The organism is Micromonospora sp. RB23, from assembly GCF_053585025.1.
In genome coordinates this window covers 4697804-4722904 of the sequence record NZ_CM132111.1, presented here as the reverse complement: position 1 = coordinate 4722904, position 25101 = coordinate 4697804, and the positions used below count along the sequence as shown (strand labels likewise).

The window sequence follows — 25101 nt, the reverse complement described above, 5'->3', positions numbered from 1 at the left end:
GCCCCACGCCGGATACCGGCGGATCTCCGAGAATGCGCAGCCCGGGTCGGGGCCGGGCGACCAGCTGTCGGGCGGCGAACGCGCGCAATTCGGAAGGTGCGCGGCCGGCGCGGCGGATGCGACGGTCGGGTGGTCAGCGGGCGGTCCGGTGTGTCGTACCACCGTCCGGCGGGCAGGAGACGCCGAGGAGGCACTTGTGGCGGTGAACCGGGGATCGCGGGCGGTCGTGCTGGGCGGGAGCATGGCGGGCCTGCTCGCCGCTCGTGTGCTCACGGACGCGTACGACGAGGTGACGATCGTCGACCGGGACGAGCTGGCCGGGAGCGGCGCACGCCGGGGCGTGCCGCAGGGCCGCCACGTGCACGGCCTGCTCGCCCGGGGCCAGCAGATCCTGGACGAGCTGTTCCCCGGCTTCACCGCGCGGGCGGTCGCCGCTGGCGTGCCGACGGGTGACCTGGGCGAGCTGCGCTGGTTCTTCAACGGCAGGCCACTGCGACGGGCGAGCACCGGACTGGTCTGCGTCTCGGGGTCCCGGCCGCTACTGGAGGCCCAGGTGCGCGACGCGGTCGCCGCGCTGCCCGGGCTGCGACTGCGCGACGGCTGCGACATCGTCGGTCTGGTGACCACGGAGGACCGGAGCCGCGTCACCGGTGTCCGGGTGCACCCGGCCGGCGCCGCCGACGAGGAGGTCATCCCCGCCGACCTGGTGGTGGACGCGACCGGGCGCGGGTCTCGCGCCCCGGTCTGGCTGGCCGAACTGGGCTATCGGCGGCCGGCGGAGACCCGGGTGCCGATCGATCTGGTGTACACCACCCGGCACTACCGGCTGCGCGACGAGGGCATCCTGCGCGGAGACCTGTCGATCAACCCGGTCTCCACCCCCTCGCACCCCCGGGGGGCGTTCTTCTCCCGAATCCAGGACGGCCGGAGCGTGCTGTCGCTGACCGGTGTGCTGGGCGACCACCCGCCGGCGGACGAGCGGGGCTTTCTGGACTTCGTCCGGTCCCTGCCCGTACCGGACATCTTCGACGTCATCCGTGACGCCGAACCGTTGGACGACCCGGTCTCCTTCCGCTACCCGGCGAGCGTGCGCCGGCACTACGAGCGCCTCGACCGCCTCCCAGCCGGGTTCCTGGTCCTCGGCGACGCCCTGTGCAGCTTCAACCCGGTATACGGCCAGGGCATGACGGTGGCCGCCCTGGAGGCGCTGACCCTGCGCGAGCACCTCCGGACGGGTCTGGCGCCCCGGCCGGGGGAGTTCTTCCGCGACGCCGCCCGGGTGGTCGACGTGCCGTGGGACGTCTCCGCCGGAAGCGACCTGAGTTTCCCAGGGGTGGTCGGGCCGCGCCCGCCGAAGGTCCGGATAGCTAACGCGTACATGTCCCGCGTGCAGGCCGCCGCGGTCCGCGACGGCGCGGTGACCCGGACCTTCATGCGGGTGGCCGGCCTGGTCGACCCCCCGACCGACCTGATGCGCCCGCGCATGATGTGGCGGGTCCTCACTCAGGCGCGGGGCGTGGCTCCGGCCCCGGCCCGGCCGGTCGAGCAGGCCACCGTCGGCGACTGAGCCGGCGATTCGCGTCTGCGGCCAGGACGGCAATCTGGAAGATGCACTGTCGTCCTCGGGCGAGAAGCATAGGCACAGATGATCTTCGCCCCTGGTCCCGTCCTCCACGCGAGGGGTCGGGACGGCCCGGACCCCTCAGATAGCAGGTGCTTCCATGGTCATGTCACGTCGGCAGATCCTCGGCTCGACTGCCGCGTTATCCGGCGCCACCGTCGGTCTCGGCGGCCTGGGTGCCACGCCCGCCCAGGCCGGTGGCAACCCCGCGACCGCTGTCGACCCGCTGGTCGCCATTCACTCCGATGATCCGCGGTACGCGCAGCTCATGCTGCGTTCGTTCAACCCCCGGTTCATCTCGTCCCCGGAGACGGTCCACCTGACCTACACCGCCGAGCAGGTCCGTGCGGCGGTCGAGCAGGCGGTCGGCCGTGGACAGCGCATCACCGTCCGCAGCGGCGGTCACTGCCTCGACAACCTGGTCGGCGACCCGGCGTTCCGGGTGCTGGTCGATGTGTCGGCCATGAACCAGACCTGGTACGACCAGCGGCACCGGGCGTTCGTCGTGGAGTCCGGCGCCACCCTCGGCCAGATGTACGAACAGCTCTACCTGGGCTGGAAGGTCACCGTGCCGGCCGGCGTGTGCCCACCGGTGGGTGTCGGCGGCCACATCAGCGGCGGCGGGTACGGGCCGTTGTCGCGTAAGTTCGGCCTCTCCGTCGACCACCTCTACGGCGTGGAGGTGGTCGTCGTCGACCGGTCCGGTCGGGCCCGGACCATCCTGGCCACCGGCCGTCCCGACGACCCGCACCGCGACCTGTGGTGGGCGCACACGGGTGGCGGCGGGGGCAACTTCGGGTTCGTCACCAAGTACCTGTTCCGCACGCCCGGCGTCACCGGCGACGACCCGGGCAAGCTGCTGCCCACCCCGCCACCGACCCTCTTCATGACCTGGGCTTCCTACCCATGGGACGGGCTGACCCAGGAGGGCTTCGTCCGACTGGTCAAGAACCACAACGCGTGGCACGCCGCCCACAGCGGCCCCGGCGACCCGTTCGAGGGTCTGCACAGCGCGCTGCACCTCAACACCGAGAAAGAGCAGGCCATCTACCTGGAGATCCGCACCGACGCCACCATGCCCGACGCGCGCAGGATGCTCGACGAGTACATCGCCGCCGTGTCGGACGGGGTGGGCGTCGCCCCGCAGATCAGCACGACCGACGACCTCTGGTTGGCCAACGCGACGCTGGAGTTTCCGCAGACCATCCCGCCGCGCACCAAGTCCAAGGGCAGCTACCTGCGCAAGCCCCTCGCCGACTGGCAGATTGTGGAGCTGTACCGGGGCCTGCGGGACCCGGCCTACAAGGGGCAGTGCCTGGTCTACTTCGCCGGCTACGGCGGCCAGGTCAACGCGGTTCGGCCGGGCGCCACCGCGGTCCCGCAGCGGGACTCGATCCTCAAGCTCTGGTTCTCCGCCTCCTGGCCGAACGCCGCCGACGACGAGGAGTCGGTGGACTGGGTGCGCCGCTTCTACCAGCGGGTCTTCGCCGACACCGGTGGCATGCCGGTCTCCGGCGACCGCTACGACGGCTGCTACATCAACTACCCGGATATCGACAGCAAGGACCCGGCCTGGAACCGGTCCGGCGTGCCGTGGAGCACCCTCTACTACAAGCAGAGCTATCCCCGCCTGCAGCGCATCAAGTCCAAGTACGACCCGAACAACATCTTCCGGCACGCCTTGTCCATCGAGCCGGCGGCTGGCTGAGTCGTCGGGCGGGTACGCCGAACGGGCCGGTCGCGACGCGATCGGCCCGTTCCGTGTGGCTCACCGGCGTTCAGGTCGGCGGCACGTCGTCCGGCGTCTCAGCGGCGAGCCGCCGCCGGATGTCCTCGCGCAGCGCCTTCTTGTCCACCTTCCCGACGTTGGTGCGGGGGAGGGCGGCCACCTCGACCAGCCGCTCCGGCCGCTTGAACCGGGCCACTCCGGCGCGCTCCATCACCGCCTGCACGTCGGACAGCTGCACCGGCGCACCGGCCCGGATCACCGCGTAGAGGCAGACCCGCTCGCCGAACTCGGGATCGGGCATCGCCACGGCGGCGGCCAGGTCGATGCCCGGGACCTGGTAGGCGAAGTTCTCCACCTCCTCCGCCGAGATCTTCTCGCCCGCCCGGTTGATCATGTCCTTGTCGCGTCCCTCGACGACCAGGTTGCCGTCGGGACGGCGACGCACCACGTCACCGGTCCGGTACCAGCCGTCGGCGGTGAACGCGATCCGGTTCTGCCCCTCGGCCCGGTAGTAGCCGCGGGGGGTGTATGGCCCGCGGGTCAACAGCAGCCCGGGGATGCCGTCCGGCACCGTCCGGCCTTCCTCGTCGACCACCAGGATCTCGTCATCCGGGCAGATAGGGCGGCCCTGGGTGTGGCACACCACCTCGTCGGGGTCGTCCAGCCGGGTGTAGTTGAGCAGCCCCTCCGCCATGCCGAAGACCTGCTGAAGCTGACAACCGAGGGTGGACCGGACCCTCCAGGCCACCTCGTCTGCCAGCCGGGCGCCACCCACCTGGAGCACCCGCAGCGTACCGAGGTCATATCCCGGCCCGGACTCCTGAAACGCGAGCCAGCTCTGGGCGATGGTCGGCACCGCGGCGGTCACCGTGACCCGTTCCCGCTCGATCAGGTCGAAGACCTTCTTCGGCGCCGGCGACGGGGCGACAACCACCCGACCACCGACCAGCAGGGTGCCGAGAATGCCGGGACACGCCAGCGGGAAGTTGTGGGCCAGCGGGAGCGCCGCCAGGTACACGGTGGACGGGCCGAAGCCGGAGATCTCGCCGCTGCGCCGGGCGTTGTACGCGTAGTCGTCGTGGGTCCGGGCGATCAGCTTCGGCAGGCCGGTGGTGCCGCCCGACAGCAGGAAGAGCGCCACGTCCCGGCTGTCTGGCGCGGCGGCGTCCAGCTGCCGGCGCGCCGCTGCCGGGTCCTCGGCGGGCCGGCACAGCGCCCGCAGGTCCACCGAGCCCGGCGCGGGCCGAGCGCCGGCGGCGAGCACATGCGAGAGGCCCGGCTGCCCCGCGGCGATGCGCCGGGCCATCTCCTGGTGGTCAAAGCGGTCCGTCTCTGCGGGCACCACCACCGCCCGAGCCTCGGCCTGCCGGACGAGGTGGGACATCTCGTGGTGGCGGTGCGCCGGCAGCGCCATGACCGGCAGCACGCCCAGCCGCAGGCAGGCGAGCGTCAGCACGACGAACTCCCAACGGTTGTCGAGCTGCACCACGATCCGGTCGTCCCGGCGCAGGCCCAGCGTGTGCAGGCGCAGCGCCAAGCCGTCGGCCCACTCCACCAGCTCCCGGTAGGTCAGCCGGACGTCCCCGCTGACCAGCGCCTCCGCGTCGGGCACGGCGTCGGCCACCGCCAGGATGCACGCGCCCAGCGGCCGACCCTCCCAGTAACCCGCGGCGACGTACCGGGCCACCGCCTCCGGCGGCCAGGGCACCAGGCCGGTCCGGCTGGGCTCGGGCCCGCCCGCTCCACCTGTCACTGTGGCCTCCTCCCGCCGGCTGGCCGTCCCACCGCCTCGCCCGATGCGGGCGGGTGCGTAGCGGCGGACGGCCCGCAGACGCGGGGGCCGGACATCGGACCGCAGGCTGGTGAGACTTCTCTCGATCATGCCGGTGGGGCGACCGGGGACGCATCTCTGAGCGTGCCGACCGAGGAGGGGGAGCACGGCCGCGGCGGGCGCCCTCAGGGGCGCCCGCCGCGGCCAACCGGTCAGTTCTGCTGCTCGGGCAGCGTCGAGTAGTGCTTCACGAGGTCGTCGAAGGACGGCTCGCCGCCGCCCAGGGCCGGGCGGCCGGCCTCCCGGTCGAGCAGCTCGCCCATCTTGTCCAGAGCCAGGTGGAAGCCGGCGGCGCTCTGCGCCAGGTGGCCCGGGTCGCCGACCACGTTCTCCAGCACCAGCCGGCAGCCGTCCCCGTGTGGGCTCAGCAGCCAGCGGTAGACGTCGCCCTTGCCGGCGTACACGAACCGGCGCGGCTCGTCGATCTCGACGACCCGGGCTCGCTCCACCATCTCCGGAGAGAACGTCACGGTCACGTTGCCGCCCTCGACCGGCTCCACGACGACTGAGAAGCCGAACCACGAGGAGTGCTCCTCGCTGTCGGTGATCGCCCGCCAGACGCGTTCGGGCGGGTCCGGGTAGTCGTGAGTGAAGCGCAGAAGCGGCTTCTCGTCGGGGCCGGGGTGCCGGGTGGTCCGCGTACGGAAGGTCTCGGGATCCATCAAATCCGGTCTCCTCTTGGTTCACTGGCCTGGCCCACGGGGTGTGGGCCGGTCGTAGCAGACTGTCAATATTGGACGGAACGGGTCAAGTGCACACGCCCGGCGGCCACGTCGGTCGATCCGATGTGGCCGTGGCGGCACTGTTCCCCGTCAGCCGTGGCAGGAGCCCGCAGCGGCATCGCCGTAGCGGTCGTGGTGGCGGATCCACCCCATGGTGTCCGCCATGCCCTCCTCCTGGCGGCCCAGCGGGGTCAGGTCGAGGTAGTTGTAGGTGTTGTTCAGGATGTCGCTGCCGCGCCCGTGTGTGGAGTACGCGTAGAGCACCCGGCCGTCGTCGTCGCGCAGGAACGCGCTCACCCCGGGCAGTTCCGGCTCGTCCGTGCCGACGTCCAGCGTGAAGTCCCGGTAGAAGGCGTCGCCCCGGGTGGTGTACCAGGGGATGTCCCAACCCATCCGGCGCTTGAACGGCACGATGTCCCGCTGCGGCGCGGCACAGACGATGACCAGTGAGGTGTCCCGCGCGTGGAGGTGTGCCAGGTGACCGATGTTGTCGATGAACAGCGAGCAGACCGGGCACCAGTCGTGCCCCTCCAGCGGCCACATGAAGTGGTAGGTGAGCAGTTGTCGCCGGCCCTCGAACAGCTCCGGCAGCGTCCGCTCGCCGTCCGGGCCCTCGAAGACGTACTCCTGGTCCACCACCATCATCGGCAGCCCGCGTCGGTCCACGTTGAGCGCGTCCCGCGCCCGGGTCACCTCCTTCTCGCGCTCCAGGAAGGCCCGCCGCGCGGCGAACCAGTCGGCCCGATCGACGATCTTGACATCCGTCATCGCTCTCTCCTCCTGCCGAGGCTCCGGCGGCTCACCGCAGGCCCTCGCCGCGGTCAGGCAGGGCGTCGACGAACTCGCCCCGGGCCAGCGCGGCCGCGATCGTCTCGATGTCGTCGCTCATGTAGCGGTCCCGGTCCAGGGTGGACACCAGGGACCGGATCCGGTTGTGGATCGCTCGCCCGGCCGGGCTGAGCCGGTCCGCGACGCCCCGCAGGTCCACCGCCTGAGCGGCGGACAGGTACTCCACGGCCAGGATGAGGTCGTTGTTGCGCAACACCCGGCGGGCGTTGCGGGCGGCAATCAGGCCCATGCTCACTACGTCCTGGTTGTCGCTGTTGGACGGGATGCTCTGGGTGCTCGCCGGGCTGATGGTCCGGTTCTCCGCGACAAGCGCCGTCGCCGGGTATTGGGCGCCGGTGAAGCCGCTGTTCAGACCCGGCTCACCGGCTACCAGGTATTCCGGCAGGCCGCCGTTGAGGTGCCGGTTGAGCAGGCGGTTGGTCCGCCGCTCAGAGGTCACGCCGAGCTGGGTCAGGGCGATGGTGAGGAAATCCATGGCGAAGGCCACCGGCTGACCGTGGAAGTTGGCGCCGTGGAAGACCTCCTTGCCCTCGAAGAAGAGCGGGTTGTCGTTGGACGAGTTCAGTTCGGTCGTCACGATGCCCGTGGCGTGGTAGACGGTGTCCCGCACCGCGCCGACGACCTGCGGGATGGCCCGTAGCGTGTAGGGCTTCTGCAGGTAGATCTCGCCGCGCTGGACGCTGACCCCCTGCTGCTTCTGCTCCTCGACCTGACGGCGGATCTCCCGGTGCTCCAGCGCCAGGCCGCTGCCGGCCAGCAGGGCGCGCATGTTGGCGGCGTTGTCGATCTGGCCCCGGTGCGGCCGGGCCAGCTCGTGCCCCTCGGCCATGAAAGCACCGGTCGAGCCCTGCAACGCCTCCAGCGCCAGCGCCGTCACGATCTCGGCCTGCCGGACCTGGTTGAGCGCCCGGCCGGCCAGCAGGGCGCCAAGGCCGGTCATGGCGGAGGTGCCGTTGATCAGCGACAGCCCCTCCTTGAACCGTAGCTGCAGCGGCTCCACACCGAGTTGCCGCAGGACGGGGCCGGTGGGGGTGGGTCGGCCGTCGCGCAGCACGTACCCCTCGCCGATGATCACGGCGGCGATGTGCGACAGCGGGGCGAGGTCGCCGCTGGCGCCCAGAGAGCCGATCTCCGGGATGGCCGGGGTGATGCCCTGGTTGAGCAGCAGGGCCAACCGTTCCAGCAGCTCCGGCCGGACCGCCGAGTAGCCCCGCGCCAGCGCGTTGAGCCGGGCTGCGACCATGGCCCGTGCCTCGTCCTCGGCGAAGATCGGCCCGACCCCTGCGCAGTGGCTGCGCACCAGGTTGAGCTGGAGATCGATCTCCATGGCGTTGTCGACCATCATGTACGCCAGGTCGCCGTACCCGGTGGTGATGCCGTACACCGGGATGCCCTGCTCGACGATGTCCTGGAACATCGCCCTGCTCGCCGCGGCCTTCTCCAGGGCCGTCGGGGCGATGACGCACGGCGCCTGCTCCTCGGCTATCCGCCGGATGCCGGCGATGTCCACGTTCTGACCGTCGAGTTCGACGGGCGTTGTCTCCACCAGGGTCACGTCTCTCCACCTAAATGTCGTCGGGCTGGGCGGTTCGGGGACTCGTAGCGTCATCCCCGCGCGGGGCGGTCAGGCGCTGCCGCTCACCTCCCCCCGCGTCCGGGTACCGTCATCGGGCCGCGTCTCCGCGTCCACCAGAGCGGCGAGCCCGGCCAGCGTCGGGTCGGCGAGGAAGCGGCGGGCCGAGACGCTGACGCCGGTCCGCTCCCGGACTTCGTGCAGGAGCGGCGGGATCAGCAGCGAATGCCCGCCGAGGGTGAACAGGGAATCCTCCGGCGTCACCTCGTCGGTGCCGAGCACCTCGGCCCAGACGCCCGCCAGGATCCGCTCGGTCGAAGTGGAGGGCTGGCGGTCACCGGGCGCGCGCAGCGACGTCGGCGCCGGCAGTCGACGCCGGTCGACCTTTCCGCCCACGTTGCGCGGCAACGTCGGCAGGGTGCGGAAGCTCACCGGCGGCATCAGGCTGCCGAACCGCTGTCGCAGCCGGGACCGCCAGGCGGCGGTCAGGTCGTTCGCGCCCGCGCCGTCCGCCGGCTCCCGGACCACCACGTACGCCATCAGGCGCACGACCAGGCCGCTGTGATCGCGTACCGGCACCACCGCGCACTCGGCGATCGAGTCCGCGGCGGCCAGCGCCGTCTCCACGTCGGTGAGCTCCAGGCGGGTGCCGAAGAACTTGATCTGGAAGTCCTGCCGGCCGCGGAACTCCAGCAACCCGTCCAGCCGCCGGCGTCCGAGGTCCCCGGTGCGGTACCAGCCGTGGTCCGGCAACCCGAACTCCTGGTGGGCGCGCAGCGGCGTGAAGGCGTCGGCGGGCGCCTCCGCGCCCACATAGCCGGGCGTGACGTAGGGGCTGCGGACGACCAGTTCACCGGTGACCCCCGCCGGGCAGGGCCGGTCCTGGTCGTCGACGACGAGCACCTGGCGGCCGGGGATCGGCTCACCGACAGGCACCGTCCCATGTACCGGCCCGGTCACCTCATGCCAGGTCGCCAGCACGATCTCCGTCGGGCCGTACAGATTGGTCAACCGGGCCGCCGACAGCGCCCGGCGTAGTTCCCCAGCCAGCTCGCCGGGGAGCGGCTCTCCGGCGAGCAACAGGTGCCGCAGCGCCGGCAGCGCGTCTCCGTGACCCCGCGACACCAGGGCCCGCAGAATTTCCCGGGCGAAGCTCGGCACGGTCTGGAAGTGGCTGATCCGTTCGTCGGCCAGCCAACGCACCAGCCGACGGGGGTCCACCCGCACCCGGTCGGGCACCGGGCAGAGAGTCGCGCCGGCGCCGAGCGCGGCGAAGATCTCGCAGAGCGCCGCGTCGTATCCGGGCGCCGCCCACTGGGCCACCCGACTGCCCGGCTCCATCGCGAAGTGCGTTGCCATCCACTGGCAGAACTGCGCGAAGCCGGCATGGGTGTGCGGAATCCCCTTCGGCACGCCGGTCGACCCCGAGGTGTACGCGACGTACGCCAGGTCGGACGCGTCCGGGCCGGCCGGTACCGGCGGGTCGACCTCCGCGTCGGCGCGGAGCAGCGTGTCCACCGCGATGGCCTGCCCGTCCAGTTCGGTGCGGTACCAGCGGGCCAGCTCGTCGTCGTCCGGGTCGCCCTCCACCAGCAGACAGGCCGGGCGCAGGTCGCCCAGGATCAGCCGACCCCGTTCACCTGCCTCCCCGGCCCCGATGCACACCAGGTGCGCGCACGCGTCGAGGACGCCCAGCAGCACCGCCACCTGGCGCGGCCCGGCCGGCATCCGCACCGCCACCGGCGCGCCCGCCGCCAGGCCCAGGCGCCGCAGCCCCCGGGCGCTGGAGCTGGCGAGGCTGGCGAGTTCGCCGTAGGAGACGGCCTCCGACTGCCAGGCCACCGCGGTCTCACCCGGGTCCTGCTCGGCGCGAGAGTGCACCGCCGCGGCGACGGTGGGCCAATCGGCGGCGACCGGTTCGATGCGGTCGGCGGCCCGGGCTGCGGCACGGAGCTGCTCCGGCGTCTCCAGCGGCAGCGCGGCCACCGGCTGGCCGGGATCCTTGAGCGCGGCGTCCAGCAGGGTACGCAACTGGCCGAGCAGCGCCCGTGCCGACTCCGGCTCGAACAGGTCCGCCCGGTACGCCAGCGTGCCCGTCACCGCCGACTCGACGGTGTCGACCTCCAACGACAGGCTCACCGGGACCGCCCCGGCGCGGACGGGCAGCCGGCGGACGATCGCGCCGGTGAGCACGAGGTCCGGCTCGGGCGACTCCGGGCAGCTGAACGCCGCGTCGAGCAGAGGTGGCCGCTGCGCGTCCCGGTCCACGTCCACCTCGGCGACCACGTCGGCGAAGGGAAGTTCCCCGTGGTCGAGCGCGGCCCGGCGGGCCTGGGCCACCCGGGCCAGCAGGTGCCGGAAGGTGGGGGCGTCGGCGAAGTCGACGCACACCACCAGCGGGTTCTGGAACGGCCCCACGGTCGCGGCGAACTCCGGGCGGGGCCGCACCGCCACCGGGTGTCCTACGGTCACCCGCTGCTCGCCGGTGTGCCGGAACAGCAGCGCGTGAAACGCCGCGGCCAGCACCACGGCCGGGACGCTGCCTTCGGCGGCGCACACCTCGCGCAGGTGGCCAGCGGTCTCCTCACCCCAGTCGAAGGACACCGCCCCGCCCGCGTACCCCGAATCGGCCGCGGGCGGTCGGTCGGCGGGCAGCGACAGCGTCGGCGGTGGCGGGGTCAGCGCGGTCCGCCACCACTGCGCCAGCCGCCCGTACGTCGGGCCGGTCGCCTGCTCCCGCTGCCACCGCGCGAAGTCGCGGTACTGCAACGGCAGGAACGGCAGGGCGGGCTCGCGGCCCTGCACCGCCGCCGAGTAGCACTCGCCCAGCTCGGTCACCAGGATGCGGGCCGAGCTGTCATCGGCCACCAGTCGGTGCAGCACCAGCAGCACCTCGTGCTCCTCGGGGCCGAGCCGGACCAGTGTGAACCGGCTGAGCGGGCCGTCGGCGTGGTCGACCACGGATTCGGCCAGACCGGTGCGCAGCCGTTGCGCGGCCGCCGCCCGCTCCGCCTCGGCGACGGTGGTGAGGTCGACCAGCGCCGGAGCGTCGGAGCCGGCGTCGATCGCCTGCCACGGGACGCCGTCCCGCTCGACGACGCGGGTCCGCAGCGCCTCGTGCCGGTCGACCAGGGTCCGCCACGCGGCGCACAGGGCGTCCTCGTCGAGCGGGCCGTGCACCTGGTACGCGCGGCACACCGTGTGCGCCGGCGTCTGCGCGGACAACCTCTCCAGAAACCACAGGCCCTGCTGGGCCCGAGAGGTGACCGCCTGGACGCCGTTGCCCCGTCTGTCGTTCATCGCTACCCGTTCCTCGTGCTGTCGATGACCCGCCGGCGCCACGCCCCGTCGCGCCGGCGGAGCCCGGGCGCCGGCGCGACCGGGGGAATCAGTAGAAGTAGCTGATGTAGGGGGCCCGTTCGGGCGTGGCCATGGTGTCCCAGAGCTGTGCGCAGCGCGTGTCCCGCGCGACGATGCGGCCACCCCGGGCCAGGTCGGTGGCGGTGGTGCCGCCGAGCAGGATCGCGCCGACGGCCGCCACGTGCATCTCCAGGTCCGGCTCGGCGGTGCTCCGCCGGCAGGTGGCCTGCCCCGCGTCGACGTCGAGGCGGAACGTGCCGTCGGTGTGGCCCTCCGGGTCGTGCACGCGCAACGTCAAGGCCCCGTCGCCGGCCCAGCCGCGAGCCTCGAGCAGCGTCGGCACGTCCAGCGGGCGTAGCCACACGCCGTCGTGGCGCTGCGCGCGCAGTTTGCGTGCGTCGGTCACCCACCACGCCAGCGGGTTGTCCACCGGGGCGTACCACACCTGGATGGTGGCCACCATGTCGACGGAGAGCAGGTAGCGCCAGAGCGTGGCGGCGGCCTCGGCGTCCACGGCGAGAAAGTCGATGACCTGGAGCATGTTGCGGGGCGTCGTCTCCGGCGCCCAGTCCGAGGTGATGCGGTACGACACGAAGCCCCGGTCACCCACCGCGACGCAGGCCCGCGGCGCACCGCCGCCGCCGATGGCGAGCATCTGCTCCAGGCGCGGGTTCGTCGGGTCCATGGCCAGCCGGTCCCAGTAGCAGGACGGCGGTATCACCTCGCCCGGGGTTCTGGCCGCCTGCCGCTCGTACACCGACTGGGCAAGATCCCGGGCCGCAATGCCGGAGACCCGTCGTACGGGCAGGTCGCCGTCGGGCGCGTCGTCGCGCCAGCCCACCCCCCGCACGTCGATGTTGAGGCTGTTGTACCAGGTGGCCGGGCCGTAGCCGAAGCGCCAGTAGATGGGCCACTCGGACACGCCCCCGGCGGCGATCGGCTTTCCCTCCTCGACCGCCCGCTCGTGCAGTCGGTGCAGGGTGGCCTTCATGAGTCCCTTGCGCCGCAAAGTGGGGTGGCAGGATCCGCCGGTGCAGGCGGCGAGCGGCACCGTCCGGCCGCCCGGCAGCACCAGGTCCCGGTGCAGCGAGGCGTTCGTTGCCACGTAACCGGCGTCGTCGGTGATGGCGATGGCCCGGTCCGGAGGGTGGGTGCGTCGGTAGAAGTCGACCACCTCCGGATCGTCACCGGGCGGCGAGGCGAACGCGCCAAGCCAGTTGTCGAGCCATTCGCCGTACCGTTCCTCGGTCACCTCGACCAGACGCATGCCAGCGGGAAGGTCAGCGGTCATCACACGAGTCCCTTCGGTCTGGTCGGTCACTTGCCGGATGCGGCGGGCACGGCCGGAGCGCTCAGTTCCGCCAGCGGCAGCTCGGGGTTGGCGACCCCGGCGCGCAGCACGTGGGTGAAATCGGCCAGCATGGCGTTCATCGAGGCCTCCGTGAACCGGTCGACGCTGCTGTTCACCGCGAAGAGCAGTTCGTTGGTCGGGCTCAGCTCGGCGGTCCACAGGATCGCGTCGTCCGGGATGTCCGGCCCGACCGACTGGGAGACACGCCGTTGGGCGGCCGTGCAGCCGACCCCGCCGGTGCCCTGTTCGCGCAGCACGAACGGGTTCGGTGACATCTGGAAGCCGGGCCGGGCCCGCTCGGCGATCCGGTCGCCCTCCTCCAACGCGGCGATCTCGTCGGCCACCTCGGTTGCCAGCCGGACGAACGGCACCTCGTGCGTGAACGCCGACATGCAGCTCTCCCGGACACGCTCGACCACGTCGCGGAAGGTCTGGCAACCGGTCAGGCTGGTGCGCAGCGGGAACAGGTTGACGAAGTAGCCGACGGTGTCGGCCATCCACCGGCGCCGCCGTCCCGGCCCCGACGTGAGCGTCCAGATCACCCCGTCGGTGATCCCGGTCCGGGCCAGCAGGTGCACCCGGTACGCGGCGAACAGCACCATGAACGGCGAGCACCGCAGGGACCGGGCGAATTCCACCGTCGCGGTGCCCAGGTCGGGACCGAGTGCGAACCGGTCGCACCGGGTGCCCGCCGGGGCGCCCACGGCCGGCGGTCGGTCGGTCGGCAGGGTCACCGGCCGGGCGTCGCGCAGTCGTTCCCGCCAGTACCGGAAGGAGGCGGCGGCGGACACCTCGTCCGAACCGGCCTGCTGCCGGGAAACGTACTCCCGGAACTGGTGCGCCTCGCGCAGGTCGGGCTGCCGGCCCTCGCGCCGCGCCGCGTAGAGCTCGACGATGTCCCGCATCACCAGTCCGAGCGACCACACGTCCACCACCGGCAGGTGGGCCACCAGCACGACGATCGAGTCGTCCTCGGCCAACCGGCCCACGTGGACCCAGAAGGCCGGCACCTGGTTCATGTCAAAGGTCTGGCCCTCGATCTCGTTGAGGAATTCCTCGGCCCGATCGTGGCGTGGCCTGCCGTCGTCGGGCAGGTCGCGGACCACCACCGTCGGCGAGCCGGGCGGCAGGACCTGCTGCCGCCAGCCGTCCTCGTCGTGCAGCAGCACCGTGCGCAGCGCCTCGTGCCGCTCGACCACGTCGTCGAGGGCGGCGGTGAACGCGGGCAGGTCGAGGTCTCCGGTCAGCCGCCAGCCACCGCTCGAGATGGGGCGCGGGCCGAAGGCGCCGGCGGAGCCGTCGTTCAGGTGTTGCAGGCGGAGGAACTCCTGCTCCAGCGAGAGCGGGAACGGGGTGTCGGGCATCATCGGTCTCTCCCTCTCCGGGGGTGGCGCACTCTGACGTCAGGTGGCGGGTTCGAGGGTCACGAAGACCTGACGGATGAACGTGTCGAGGTCCGGGTCGTCGAAGAGCTGGTCGACCCCGACCGAGGTGATGCCAAGCTCGTCCTCGATCCAGGCGATGATGAGCAGTGCGGTGATCGACTGCCCGCCCAGCTCGAAGAAGGTGGCGTGCTCCGAGCCCGGGGGCACGTCGAGCGCCTCCCGCCAGATGGCGGTGATCTGTTTTTCCACCGAGGAAATGTCGGTGCCGGACGCGGAAGCGCCGCCCGGCGCGGGGGGCGTGCCCATAGGGTCACCTTTCTGCTGGAGCGGGCGTCCGCGCCGCCACGGCGCCGGACCGCCCGCCGGCAGGTCCACAGCCCGATCGTGGCACCGCCGGTCCGGGCGCTTCACCTCCTGAATTGCCCCGACCGCCTCGTCGTTGCGCACCTTCAGAGAAGCCGCCGCCGGGGCGGCGCCGATATGGTCGGAACGCTTGCTGGCTGCCGCAATCCCCTTGCCAGTCAACGGATTCCCGCGCGGCCGGCGGACGGATCGGGCCACCGCGCCGTCGTTGGTATCAGCGGTGGGTGGCCCCTGACATCACCCCGGGCCGATCCCCGACTCACGCCGGCACCGCGTCTCTCGGATCGGTGCCGCGTCGCCCGCGCAGCTAGGCCGGACTTCCTGGAGGAGTAGATGGCTGGTCATCGGAAGTACCACGAACGGACGATCGCGCCGGTCGACGATCCATTGGCCGCGGCGGGACAGCTCGTCGCGGCCCGGCAGGGCCGCGACCACGTGTGCTACGAGGGGCCCGAAGGGTACGCGGTCGCCGTGGACCCGGTCGCGGAGGTGATCGCCGACCGGCGCCGACTGGTGCTGCGCACCGACGAGGGCCAGCGGACTCTGCCCTTCTCCGGCGCGGCGCTGCGCGGGCTGTCCGCCCTGCTTGACGAGGTGCCGGTGGAGGCCTGGCGCTGCTACGGCTGGGCCGGGTTCGAGCTCGCCGCGGCCCGGGACGGGTTGACGGAGCTGCTCGACGACGAGCCGTTCCTGCACCTGATGATTCCCCGCGTCGAGGTGCGCTTCCACACCACCGGCACGCTACTGCGGGCGCTCGATGTGGCCGACCTGGACGGGCTCCAGGCCGAGCTGGAAAGCGCCGCGCCGGTCCGCCTGCCCGCCGGTCCAACCCCGGTGGACGACTGGGACACCGAGCCGTACCGGCACGCGGTGGAACGGGCGATCCGCACGATCCGCTCCGGTCGGCTGGAGAAGGTCATCCTGTCCCGCAGGGTGGCGGTCGCCTTTCCGGTCGACCTGACGGCGACCTACCAGCTGGGCCGCCGGGCGAACACGCCGGCCCGCTCGTACCTGCTGCGCCTCGGGGGTCTGGAGGCCACCGGCTTCAGCCCCGAGACGGTGGTCGAGTTTTCGAAGGGCTGGGTGACCACCCAGCCGGTCGCCGGCACGCGTGCGCGTACCGGCCGTGGGGAGCTCGACGAGACGCTGCGTCGGGAGCTGCTCACCGACCCCAAGGAGGTCTACGAACACGCGATCTCGGTGAAGGTGGCGGTCGACGAGCTGGCTGAGCTGTGCCGCGGCGGGCCGGTGGAGGTCCTGGAGTTCATGGCCGTCCGCGAACGCGGGTCCGTGCAGCACCTCGCCTCCACGGTCCGGAGCCCGCTGGCGGCGGCCGGCGACGCCTGGGACTCGTTCGGCGCGCTGTTCCCCGCGGTGACCACCTCCGGTGTGCCGAAGCGGGCCGCGTACGAGGTCATCCACGAGCTGGAGCCGTGCGCCCGTGGCCTGTACGGCGGCGCGGTGCTGACCTACGACGCGGACGGCGCGATGGACGCGGCGGTGGCGCTGCGGACCGTGTACCAGCGCGACGGCCATGCCTGGTTGCAGGCGGGCGCCGGCATCGTCGGCACCTCGTCGCCGGCGCGGGAACTGACCGAGACCCGGGAGAAGTTGGCCACCATCGCCCGCTACCTGGTCGCCCGTGAATCCGATGGTGCCGCCGGCGAGCGCCGGGGACACCCGTCGAACGCGAACCAGGAGATGGGGGAGACATGCAGCCGTTCCGCATAGCCGTTCCGGAGGCGGACCTCGACGACCTGCGTCGTCGCCTCGCCGCCACTCGGTGGCCCGACGAGCTGCCCGACGTGGGCTGGGAGCGGGGCGTCCCGCTCGGTTATCTCCAGGATCTGGCCGAGTACTGGCGCACCGAGTACGACTGGCGGGCCGCGGAGGCCCGACTCAACCGGTACCCGCAGTTCCGCACCGACCTCGACGGCGCACCCGTGCATTTCCTGCACGTACGGTCTCCGGAGCCCGACGCCGTGCCGCTGCTGATCACGCACGGATGGCCGGGGTCGGTGGCGGAGTTCCTCAACGTGATCGGGCCGCTGTCCGACCCGGTGGCGTACGGCGGCGACCGCCGCGACGCGTTCCACCTGGTGATCCCCGCCCTGCCCGGTTACGGCTTCTCCCGGCCGCTGCCCGGTCCCGGCTGGGATGTGCCGCGCATCGCGTCCGCCTGGGGGGAACTGATGAGCCGGCTCGGGTACGAGCGGTTCGCCGCCCAGGGCGGCGATGCCGGCTCGGTGATCTCCCTGGTGCTCGGCGCCCTGTACCCGGAGCGCCTCATCGGGGCGCACGTGAACATGCTGATGGCGTTCCCCCGCGACCCGGCCGAGCTGGCCGACCTGGACGAGGCCGACCGTCGGCGGCTGGCGCTGCTGGGCCGCTTCGACACCGAGCTCTCCGGCTACATGCGGATCCAGCAGACCCGCCCGCAGACCCTGGCGTACGGGCTCACCGATTCGCCCGTGGGGCAGCTGGCATGGGTCGTGGAGAAGTTCCGGGAGTGGACGGACTCGGCGAAGGCGCCCGAGGACGCCGTGGACCGGGACCACATGTTGACCGTCGCCTCCACCTACTGGCTCACGGCCACGGCCGGCTCGTCGGCCCAGTTCTACTACGAGGGCGCCGCGGCGGTGCGCGCGGCGGCGGCGGGAGCGCCTCCGCCGCCCGTGCGGGCGCCGGTCGGGGTGGCGGTCTTCCCGCACGACATCTTCCAGCCGGTGCGCCGGTTCGCCGAGCGGGACTACCCGACGATCTCCCACTGGACCGAGTTCGACCGGGGCGGCCACTTCGCCGCCATGGAACAGCCCGACCTGCTGGTCGGCGACATCCGGGCCTTCTTCCGGCCGTTGCGCTGACCCGGGTGTCGGCCCGCCGGCCGCCCGTGGCCGGGACCCTGCCGCAGCGGCGCGGGCCTCCGCCGCTGCGGACCGTCGAACGAGGTCCACGGAGGACACCATGGAGGAACGGATGGAACAGCGCTGCCCCGTCCGGCTGGACACCACCGGACGTCGGATCCACGCCGAGGCGGACACCCTGCGGACACAGGGCCCGGCGACCCGCGTGGAGCTGCCGGGTGGGGTGCTGGCCTGGTCACTCAACAGCTACGCGACGATCAAGAGGGTGCTGACCGACCCGCGGGTCACCAAAAGCGCCCGCAACCACTGGCCGGCGTTCATCAACGGTGAGATCCCGCCGGACTGGGAGATGATCAGCTGGATCGCTATGGAGAACATGGTCACCGCGTACGGGCGGGATCATGTGCGGCTGCGCCGGCTGGTCGGCAAGGCGTTCACCCCGCGGCGCACCGAGCTGATCCGCCCGCGCGTGGTCGAGCTGACCGGTGAGCTGATCGACCGGATGGCCGCCCGTGCGCCGGGCGAGGTCGTCGACCTGCGGGCCGAGTTCGCGTACCCGCTGCCGGCCCGGCTGGTCGCCGATCTCATCGGCATGTCCGAGGAGGCCCGAGTCGAGACGGCCAAGGCGATCGACATGATGGTTGACACCACTGTGTCGCCGCAGCAGGCCCAGCAGATCCTCCAGGACTGGCGCGCCGCGATGGTCGAGCTGATCGCCGAGAAGCGCCGCAACCCCGGCGACGACATCACCAGCGACCTGATCGCGGCCCGCGACGTCGACGGCACCCGGCTCACCGAGGCGGAGCTCACCGACACCATCTTCGCCATCCTGGGCGCCGGCTCGGAGACCACCATCAACTTCTTTGACAACGCCATCACCGCCCTGCTGACCCACCCGGATCAGTTGCACCTGGTCCGCACCGGAGAGGTGAGCTGGGACGACGTCATCGACGAGACGCTGCGGGTGGAGTCGCCGCTGGCGCACCTGCCGCTGCGGTACGCCGTGGAGGACATCGACCTCGGCGGCGTCACCATCCCGGCCGGCGACCCGATCCTGGTCAACTACGCGGCGGTCGGCCGGGACCCGGCCCTGCACGCCGGCGCCCCGGGGGAGTTCGACGTGACCCGCGCTGACAAGGAGCACCTGTCCTTCGGGCACGGGCCGCACTACTGCCTGGGCGCCGGCGTGGCCCGGTTGGTGGCCACGGTTGGGCTGTCCAGCCTCTTCGACCGCTTCCCGGAGATGGCCCTGGCGGTTGCTCCCGACGAGCTGAGCCCGCTGCCCACGTTCATCATGAACGGGCACCGCAGCCTGCCGGTCCGGCTGACCGCGCCAGTGCCGTCGCTGTCCTGACGATCCGTCCCCGCCGCGCCACCACGCCGACCGGCGGGGTGGCGCGGCGGCGTCGTGGGCGGGAGAGGACGCGAACCCGGGGGCGTCGCGATGGCGACGCCCCCGGTCGGTGTTGGTGCATGCCGGTCAGCCGGGCTGGGCCGGGCTGTTCTGATAGGCGGCCAGCAACCAGCGTCCCTCCTGGCGGTTGAGGAGCCAGGAGGCCCGGATGGCCCGCTCCGGCGCGACGTCGGACTCACCCTCGGCCAGCACGCCGCCCTCGGTCAGCAGCAGCGCGGTGTCGGGGGAGAGGAACCGCACCTCGAACGGCTGACCGGTGACCCGGGTGCCCCGGTACGGCCCGGCGAAGGCGGTGGCCATGAAGTCCCGGATCTCCGTCCGCCCCTTGCGGTAGAGACCCGGCAGGATCATCGTGCCGTCCTCGGCGAACTGGGCGGCGAAGGCGTCGGCGTCGTGCTCCGCCCAGGCCTCGACGATGCGCTGGGGTACGGCGGCGACGGCGGCCTGCTCGGCGTCCGATGGAGCGGCCGACTCGGATGTGGTGGAGGTCATGTCGTTACTCCCTTCCATGGTCGGTGGCGGCGGGCGCGTGCGTCGCCGTCACAGGTAGAGCGTGTTCGGTTCGAGGCCGCACAGCACCCGGCCGTACAGCTCCGCGTTGGTGTCCGGGTTCATCAGGGCGTGCAGGTTGACGGATTGCACGTCGCGCAGGACCCGCTGCATCGGCACCGAGTCGTAGACGGAGGAGCCGCCGCTGGCGTCGGCCAGGATCCGGACCGCCTCCCGCGCCCGTCGGCAGGCCGCGCCGAGCGCGGCGCGGGCCCGGGCACGCTCCTCCACACTCCACTCGCCGGCGTCGTTCGCCTTGCCGTCCACGAGGTCCGTGAGCCGGTGGGCGTGGTGTCGGGCCTCCTCGAGGCGCTGCGCCGCGTCCGCGACCTGCAGGTGGGTGACCGGCGCCTCGGCCTGTGCGTCGTACCCGGTGTAGGTGATCTTCCGGTCGGGCAGTCGCTCGGTGAAGATGTCCCAGGCGGCCTGGGCCAGGCCGACCACGGACCCGACCGACGACGCGGACGCCACCGGCAGCAGCGGCGGACGGTAGATCGCCGCCTCGGCGTTACGTCGGCTCGCGGACTGCTGCTGGAGCACCGCGCCCAGCGGCAGGACCCGGCTGGCCGGCACGAAGAGGTCGTCGGCGACCGTGCTCACGCTCCCGGTGCCACGCAGGCCCGCGGTGTGCCAGTCGTCGACGATCGTCAGCGCCGACATGGGCACGAGGGCCATGACCGGCATCGGACCGCCCTCGGCGTCCAGCTGGACGGCGATGATCTCCTGCCAGTGGCTGTGCAGCGCTCCGCTGACGAATCCCCAGCGGCCGTTCACCACGATGCCGCCGTCCGCGCGGATGGCCGTCGCGGTGGGACTGAGCGTGCCGCAGATGCGCACATCCGGCGTGGCGAAGACCTCGTCCTGCACCTCGTCGGGGAAGAGGCAGGTCATCCAGGTGGGGATCCAGTAGACGGAAGCCACCCACGCTGCCGCGCCGTCGCCGCGGGCCAGTTCGACGGCGACGTCGACCAGCGTGCGGGTGTCCGCCTCGTAGCCGCCGTAACGGGCCGGGACCCGCAGTTTGAAGACACCAGCCTCGGCCAGCGTCTCGATCGTCTCCTCCGGCAACCGCCGGTTCTGCTCGGTCCACTCCGCCCGATCGCGGAGCACCCGCGTCGCGGCGGTGGCCCGCCGGACGACTTCCTCCCTGGTGGGGACACCGGTCGCCAACACCATTGCCTCCTCGATGTGCTCGTTGGCTGTGACAGGTCGGGCCGACCGGGTCGCCCCGGCCGGGGTCATGCGGCCGAGACGGCGAACTGCCCCGGGGTGCGACCGGTGCCGGCCGGCCCCCGGTACGCCTGGGCGAGGTCGAGCCAGCGGTCGGCCTCCGGCCCGATCGCCCGCAGCCCCAGGTCGTCGCGGTGGCGACGGCGGGTGACCAGCAGGCACAGGTCCTCGGCTGGACCCCGGACCGAGTTCGGGGCGTCCGGTGGCCCGAACTGCCAGCGGGTGCCCGACGGCGCCACGATGTCGAAGTGGAAGGTCGTGTCCGGCGGGGTCAGCTTGCGTGCGTGGTACCCGAAGTCCCAGGTCCGGACGGCGAACTCCACCAGGTGCCGCAGGCGGTCGGTGCGGGTGCGGCGCACTCCGAGCGTGTCCGCGATGTCCTGGCCGTGACCGAACAGCTCCATCATTCCGGCGGCTGCCAGCACCGGCGCCGGCAGCGGGCGGACTAGCCACGGCACCAGTTGCCCGGCAGGCACCGCCGCCAGCGCATGCTCGGTCTCGGCCCGCTGCCGACGCCACTTCACCAGCAGCTCAGCCGGGGTGTCGTGCAGGTGCGGCGCCATCGCCGCGACGACGTTGGCGTTGAAGTCCGGGCCCAGCCCGCCGGCCATCGCCGTGAACCCGTCGGGGTTGGCGGCCGCGAGCCCGGCTAGGTGGAAGGTGGCGGTCAGGTGCGCCATCTGGTGCGTGATCGTCCACCCGACCGCTGGTGTGGCCAACTGCCACTGCTCGTCGGAGAGGTCCGCCACCAGTTGGTCGATCTCGTCGCCGTCGGCCGCCAGGGCCGCGATCACGTCCTGCTGCTCAGCCACCTGTTCGTTCCTCTCGGTCGGGGTCCGGCGCGCGACCGGCGGCCAGCGTGTCCGGACCGTCGGGACGGGAGCGGTCAGTCCCAGGATGGCGGGGGCGTGGCAGTCGTGTCCTCTCCCGACGTGCTCTGCCCGCCGCCGCTCCGACGGAGATCCTCGTGCAGCCGCACGCCGACCTGCCGGGCCGCGGTGAGACTGGCCCACGCGCTCAGCGCGACCAGCGCCGCGTCGTCGTGGCCGCCCGCCCGGACCTCGTCGATCAGCCGGTCGGTGACCTGGTAGGACGCGAGCGCGACAAGCAACGCCAGGCGCCCCGCGGGCCGCTGCGCCGGGGCCAGCGGCGCGACGAGCGCGTCCAGTTCGGGCCGGCCGATCGGCCCCGGTGTCCCGTCGGTGGTGCGGGCCACCCGGTCCCGCACCAGCCGGCGCAGCGGCTCGGGCGCGGCGGTGGCGGCGCACCCGTCGACCGCCCCGACGGCGCGGGCCAGCGCGTCGACGATGGACGGGCTGCCCGCCGCCCAGGCGAGGTCGGGTGGGGTGGCGGCGGCGGGCGGAAGCAGCGCCAGTGAGCGGCCGGGCGGCCGGTCGGTGCGGGCCAGCGCGCCGAACAACCCGGCGGCGACCCGCCGCGCGCCGCCTCGTACCGCCGGGGGCAGTGCGGGCAGCGGCGACTCGGTGAGGAAGACGTTCACCATGCGGTTGAGGTAGTGAAACGTGACCGCCACCCCGATCAGCCCGGCGGACCAGGCGGCGGGAAACGGCGGCGGCGGGCGGCGGGCCGGGCCGGGCGAGCCGCTGGCCTCGGCCCAGGCTGCCAGCTTGCGCAGCCGTGGGTCGGCCAACCCTGCGGCGCCCCGGGCGACGACCGCAGGCGCTCCCGCCCTGCCCACCAGCCCGGTCAGCGTCGCGCCGTGTACCTCTACGCAGTACGGGCAGCGGTTGCTGTGCGACACCGCCGCGGCCACCGCCTCCCGTGCCGTCCGCTCGGCGGGCCCGGCCGCCAGCAGCGTCTCCCGCAGCATCAGCCAGCTCGCAGCCAGTGCCGGTGGGGCGGGCGAGTGTAGGGCGATCGGCGGTGCGAGCATGCCGAAGTCGTCGACGACCTGCCGGTAGACGTCGTCCACCGTTCCGCGGGCGGCGCTCGGCTTGACCGGCCTGATGTGCTGGACCTGGGCGAGACCGGGGTTTCCCATGGCCCGGGCGAGCAGTCTTCCCATCGCTTCTCCTTCTCCGCCGCCGGGTGACGGTCCGTCCGTCCCGGCCGTCGGCCGTCGTCGGTCAGCCGCGCAGCGCTGGAGAACGGGCGGACACGGTGGAGCCCTCAGGCAGCCCACCGTGATAGGTCACCGGCACGCCGCGCTCCTGCAGAGCCCGGACGATGCCCGGGATGGCCCGTTCGGCGAGGGCGGCGATGGTCAGCGCCGGGTTCACGGTCAGCGCGCCGGGCACCGCCGAACCATCGGTGACGAAGACTCCCGGGTGGCGCCGCAGCTCGTGCCGGTCGTCCAGCGCCGAGGTCTCCGGGTCGTCACCGATCCGGCACGACGCCAGCGGGTGCACCGTGTACGCCCCGACGACGTCGTTCGTCCACGGCATGACCCGGGCCAGCCCGTCGCGCTCCAGAATGTCGCGCACGTCGGCGTCGGCGGCCGCCCAGCCGTGCAGGGTGTTGGCGGTCGGCACATAGCGCAGTGGACCGCGGCCCAGCATCTGCTGGGAAATCCGCTCGGCGTTGCCGGTGGCCGGCGGCGGCCCGAAGACACCCTCATTGTCGTCCTCGGACATCGTGAAGATCGTTAGCCAGGACTGCCAGCGGCGCATCAGCTCCTTCTTCTCCGCACCGAACCAGGTCGGCCCTGTGGCGTCCGGGACCTGGGCCAGGATGGTGCCGAGGCCGGGCGGGAAGTAGAGCTGCTCCAGCGAGTACCGGTCGAACTCCGGCAGATCCGGGTCGAGGCGGTCCCAGCTCGCCACGGTCGGGCCGCGCCCGATCTGGTTCGCGGCGTACGCCTGCCCGCCCGGCCGACTCAGGCCCAGCACCGTCCGGACCCGGTCCTCGTCGAAGACCGCCGTGTTCAGCCGTTCGCCGTTGCCGGAGAAGTATCGGCCGACGGCCGGCGGCATAGGGCCCAGCTCCGGCTCCGAGCGGCGGAGGAGGACCGGGGTGGCCCCGGCGCCCGCCGCGACGATGACGACCTTCGCCTCGATGGAGCCCTCGTCGTGCAGCACCCGGTAGTCCTCGTCGTCGACGATCCTGTAGTGCACCCGGTAGCCGCCGTCGTCGGTGCGGGAGAGGTGCTGCACCTCGTGCAGCGGGCGGATCTCCGCGCCGTGCGCCAGCGCCGCCGGCAGATAGTTGAGCAGTAGCGAACGCTTCGCGTCGAAGCGGCAACCGGCCATCATCCAGTTGCAGTTGGTGCAGCGTTCCAGGTCGATCGCGGACGGCACCGGGTTGGCCGTGCGGCCGGCGTGCGCGCAGGCGGCCCCGAAGAGGCCGCCGGCGTAGGGAACCTGGTCCCAGTCGTACCGGGTGACCGGCAGCGCCTCGGTGACTCGGTCGTACCAGGGGTCCAGGGTGTCGCGGTTGATCGCCGCCGGCCACATCGGGCGCCCGATCCCGCCGCGCCGCTCGAAGACGAACCGCGGCGCCCGCGGCATGGTCGCGAAGTAGACCACGCTGCCGCCGCCGACACAGTTGCCGCCGAGGACGCTCATCCCGTCGCCGACCACGAAGTCGAAGACCCGGGTGTACGAGGAGCCCAGCTCGAAGTCCTGGTCGAACTCGTCGCCGCTGAGCCAGGGCCCTCGTTCCAGCACCACCACCCGGGCGCCGCCGGCGGCGAGGTGATACGCGGGGATCGCGCCGCCGAAGCCGCTGCCGATCACGAGGACGTCGGTGCTCTCGGTGCTGTTCATGCCGGGCTCCCGGTGGACGTGGTGTGCGGGTGCAGCGGCGCGAGTGGGCGTCCGTACGAGTACTCGGGAAATCGCCATAGGCCGTCGGCGTCGGGCTGGTGGTAGCCGATGGTGAGCAGGCCGGGGTGCCCGGCGGCCAGCGCTGCGTGGGTGTTCGTGTGGGCCGCGCTGTCGAAGGCCATATTGCTGAAGAGCGCCAGGCCCACCCACATCTCCTTTTCGGGATGGCCCACGGCCAGCAGTTCCTGGAGAAGGTGGGTGCGGTCCTCGTGCGTGAGTGCCACGAACGGCGGCACCTCGGGGTCCAGCCGGTGTCCCCGCTCCTCGGCGTAGCGGCTCGCGTGGGCGTTCAGCGCCGCGGCGAGCGGCTCCAGCACCGCGGCGTACCCGCTGGCCGGATGCTCCAGCAGCTCCAGCGCGCCGGCCGCGACGGCTCCGCCGCCGTCCGCCGCGCCGGAGACCGCCCGGTCATCCGGCCACCGTCGCTCGCCCGGCACGATCGTGTCGGCGAACGCTTCGATCGTCATGACCCGCA

Annotated in this window: 19 protein-coding genes; 5 read left to right on the top strand and 14 right to left on the bottom strand. The window is 72.5% G+C overall.

The features are described 5' to 3' along the window. Positions 1-241: 241 nt before the first annotated feature. Both ACTFTM_RS21510 and ACTFTM_RS21505 read left to right on the top strand, forming a co-directional pair. Complete coding sequence (locus ACTFTM_RS21510; RefSeq protein WP_449566687.1) at positions 242-1567, top strand: FAD-dependent oxidoreductase; 1326 nt, start codon at positions 242-244, stop codon at positions 1565-1567. Between the two features lie 154 nt (positions 1568-1721). After that, complete coding sequence (locus ACTFTM_RS21505; RefSeq protein WP_449562288.1) at positions 1722-3329, top strand: FAD-binding oxidoreductase; 1608 nt, start codon at positions 1722-1724, stop codon at positions 3327-3329. Between the two features lie 70 nt (positions 3330-3399). On the opposite strand, the gene ACTFTM_RS21500 is transcribed toward ACTFTM_RS21505, so the two are convergent. The 8 genes from ACTFTM_RS21500 to ACTFTM_RS21465 form a co-directional block, all read right to left on the bottom strand. Next, positions 3400-5103, bottom strand: coding sequence for a (2,3-dihydroxybenzoyl)adenylate synthase (locus ACTFTM_RS21500; protein ID WP_449562287.1), 1704 nt, complete (start codon positions 5101-5103; stop codon positions 3400-3402). A 230-nt stretch (positions 5104-5333) separates the two neighbouring features. Then, positions 5334-5843 (bottom strand): SRPBCC domain-containing protein, encoded by a 510-nt coding sequence (locus ACTFTM_RS21495; protein ID WP_449562286.1) that lies wholly within the window; start codon positions 5841-5843, stop codon positions 5334-5336. 150 nt (positions 5844-5993) lie between these two features. Beyond that, a complete protein-coding gene (locus ACTFTM_RS21490; RefSeq protein ID WP_449562285.1) occupies positions 5994-6671 on the bottom strand; it encodes a DUF899 domain-containing protein in 678 nt (225 codons plus the stop codon). Between the two features lie 31 nt (positions 6672-6702). After that, on the bottom strand, positions 6703-8307 hold the full coding sequence (cmdF, locus tag ACTFTM_RS21485) for a tyrosine 2,3-aminomutase (RefSeq protein WP_449562284.1): 1605 nt from the start codon (positions 8305-8307) through the stop codon (positions 6703-6705). Positions 8308-8376: 69 nt separating this feature from the next. After that, the gene (locus ACTFTM_RS21480) at positions 8377-11625 is read right to left on the bottom strand and encodes a non-ribosomal peptide synthetase (RefSeq protein WP_449562283.1); all 3249 of its coding nucleotides are present in this window, start codon (positions 11623-11625) and stop codon (positions 8377-8379) included. An 88-nt stretch (positions 11626-11713) separates the two neighbouring features. Next, on the bottom strand, positions 11714-12976 hold the full coding sequence (locus tag ACTFTM_RS21475; protein ID WP_449562282.1) for a GNAT family N-acetyltransferase: 1263 nt from the start codon (positions 12974-12976) through the stop codon (positions 11714-11716). A 26-nt stretch (positions 12977-13002) separates the two neighbouring features. Beyond that, positions 13003-14403: a condensation domain-containing protein gene (locus ACTFTM_RS21470; RefSeq protein WP_449562281.1), complete on the bottom strand. Its 1401-nt coding sequence runs from the start codon at positions 14401-14403 to the stop codon at positions 13003-13005. A 36-nt stretch (positions 14404-14439) separates the two neighbouring features. After that, positions 14440-14982, bottom strand: coding sequence for an acyl carrier protein (locus ACTFTM_RS21465; RefSeq protein WP_449562280.1), 543 nt, complete (start codon positions 14980-14982; stop codon positions 14440-14442). 135 nt (positions 14983-15117) lie between these two features. On the opposite strand from ACTFTM_RS21465, the gene ACTFTM_RS21460 reads away from it, so the two are divergent. The 3 genes from ACTFTM_RS21460 (at position 15118) to ACTFTM_RS21450 (ending at position 19002) form a co-directional block, all read left to right on the top strand. Further along, on the top strand, positions 15118-16515 hold the full coding sequence (locus ACTFTM_RS21460; protein WP_449562279.1) for a salicylate synthase: 1398 nt from the start codon (positions 15118-15120) through the stop codon (positions 16513-16515). Continuing rightward, complete coding sequence (locus ACTFTM_RS21455) at positions 16497-17648, top strand: epoxide hydrolase family protein (RefSeq protein WP_449562278.1); 1152 nt, start codon at positions 16497-16499, stop codon at positions 17646-17648. Before ACTFTM_RS21460 ends, ACTFTM_RS21455 begins: the two co-directional genes overlap by 19 nt. A 112-nt stretch (positions 17649-17760) precedes the next feature. Beyond that, positions 17761-19002 (top strand): cytochrome P450 family protein, encoded by a 1242-nt coding sequence (locus ACTFTM_RS21450; protein ID WP_449566686.1) that lies wholly within the window; start codon positions 17761-17763, stop codon positions 19000-19002. A 126-nt stretch (positions 19003-19128) separates the two neighbouring features. Here ACTFTM_RS21450 and ACTFTM_RS21445 read toward each other — a convergent pair whose 3' ends face one another. From ACTFTM_RS21445 to ACTFTM_RS21420, 6 genes are all read right to left on the bottom strand, one after another. Further along, on the bottom strand, positions 19129-19554 hold the full coding sequence (locus ACTFTM_RS21445) for an SgcJ/EcaC family oxidoreductase (protein ID WP_449562277.1): 426 nt from the start codon (positions 19552-19554) through the stop codon (positions 19129-19131). A gap of 48 nt (positions 19555-19602) precedes the next feature. Continuing rightward, on the bottom strand, positions 19603-20787 hold the full coding sequence (locus tag ACTFTM_RS21440; protein ID WP_449562276.1) for an acyl-CoA dehydrogenase family protein: 1185 nt from the start codon (positions 20785-20787) through the stop codon (positions 19603-19605). Positions 20788-20849: 62 nt separating this feature from the next. Next, a complete protein-coding gene (locus tag ACTFTM_RS21435; protein WP_449562275.1) occupies positions 20850-21653 on the bottom strand; it encodes a TIGR03084 family metal-binding protein in 804 nt (267 codons plus the stop codon). 74 nt (positions 21654-21727) lie between these two features. Continuing rightward, the gene (locus ACTFTM_RS21430; RefSeq protein WP_449562274.1) at positions 21728-22867 is read right to left on the bottom strand and encodes a carboxymuconolactone decarboxylase family protein; all 1140 of its coding nucleotides are present in this window, start codon (positions 22865-22867) and stop codon (positions 21728-21730) included. 61 nt (positions 22868-22928) lie between these two features. Beyond that, a complete protein-coding gene (locus ACTFTM_RS21425) occupies positions 22929-24566 on the bottom strand; it encodes a GMC family oxidoreductase N-terminal domain-containing protein (protein ID WP_449562273.1) in 1638 nt (545 codons plus the stop codon). After that, a complete protein-coding gene (locus tag ACTFTM_RS21420) occupies positions 24563-25093 on the bottom strand; it encodes a DUF5987 family protein (RefSeq protein WP_449566685.1) in 531 nt (176 codons plus the stop codon). Before ACTFTM_RS21420 ends, ACTFTM_RS21425 begins: the two co-directional genes overlap by 4 nt. Between the last annotated feature and the right edge of the window lie 8 nt (positions 25094-25101).

Coding starts and splice junctions, on each gene's coding strand:
- ACTFTM_RS21510 (WP_449566687.1), top strand. CDS start 242: ATGGCGGGCCTGCTCGCCGCTCGTGTGCTCACGGACGCGTACGACGAG.
- ACTFTM_RS21505 (WP_449562288.1), top strand. CDS start 1,722: ATGGTCATGTCACGTCGGCAGATCCTCGGCTCGACTGCCGCGTTATCC.
- ACTFTM_RS21495 (WP_449562286.1), bottom strand. CDS start 5,843: ATGGATCCCGAGACCTTCCGTACGCGGACCACCCGGCACCCCGGCCCC.
- ACTFTM_RS21490 (WP_449562285.1), bottom strand. CDS start 6,671: ATGACGGATGTCAAGATCGTCGATCGGGCCGACTGGTTCGCCGCGCGG.
- ACTFTM_RS21480 (WP_449562283.1), bottom strand. CDS start 11,625: ATGAACGACAGACGGGGCAACGGCGTCCAGGCGGTCACCTCTCGGGCC.
- ACTFTM_RS21475 (WP_449562282.1), bottom strand. CDS start 12,976: ATGACCGCTGACCTTCCCGCTGGCATGCGTCTGGTCGAGGTGACCGAG.
- ACTFTM_RS21470 (WP_449562281.1), bottom strand. CDS start 14,403: ATGATGCCCGACACCCCGTTCCCGCTCTCGCTGGAGCAGGAGTTCCTC.
- ACTFTM_RS21460 (WP_449562279.1), top strand. CDS start 15,118: ATGGCTGGTCATCGGAAGTACCACGAACGGACGATCGCGCCGGTCGAC.
- ACTFTM_RS21455 (WP_449562278.1), top strand. CDS start 16,497: ATGCAGCCGTTCCGCATAGCCGTTCCGGAGGCGGACCTCGACGACCTG.
- ACTFTM_RS21450 (WP_449566686.1), top strand. CDS start 17,761: ATGGAACAGCGCTGCCCCGTCCGGCTGGACACCACCGGACGTCGGATC.
- ACTFTM_RS21445 (WP_449562277.1), bottom strand. CDS start 19,554: ATGACCTCCACCACATCCGAGTCGGCCGCTCCATCGGACGCCGAGCAG.
- ACTFTM_RS21440 (WP_449562276.1), bottom strand. CDS start 20,787: ATGGTGTTGGCGACCGGTGTCCCCACCAGGGAGGAAGTCGTCCGGCGG.
- ACTFTM_RS21430 (WP_449562274.1), bottom strand. CDS start 22,867: ATGGGAAGACTGCTCGCCCGGGCCATGGGAAACCCCGGTCTCGCCCAG.
- ACTFTM_RS21425 (WP_449562273.1), bottom strand. CDS start 24,566: ATGAACAGCACCGAGAGCACCGACGTCCTCGTGATCGGCAGCGGCTTC.
- ACTFTM_RS21420 (WP_449566685.1), bottom strand. CDS start 25,093: ATGACGATCGAAGCGTTCGCCGACACGATCGTGCCGGGCGAGCGACGG.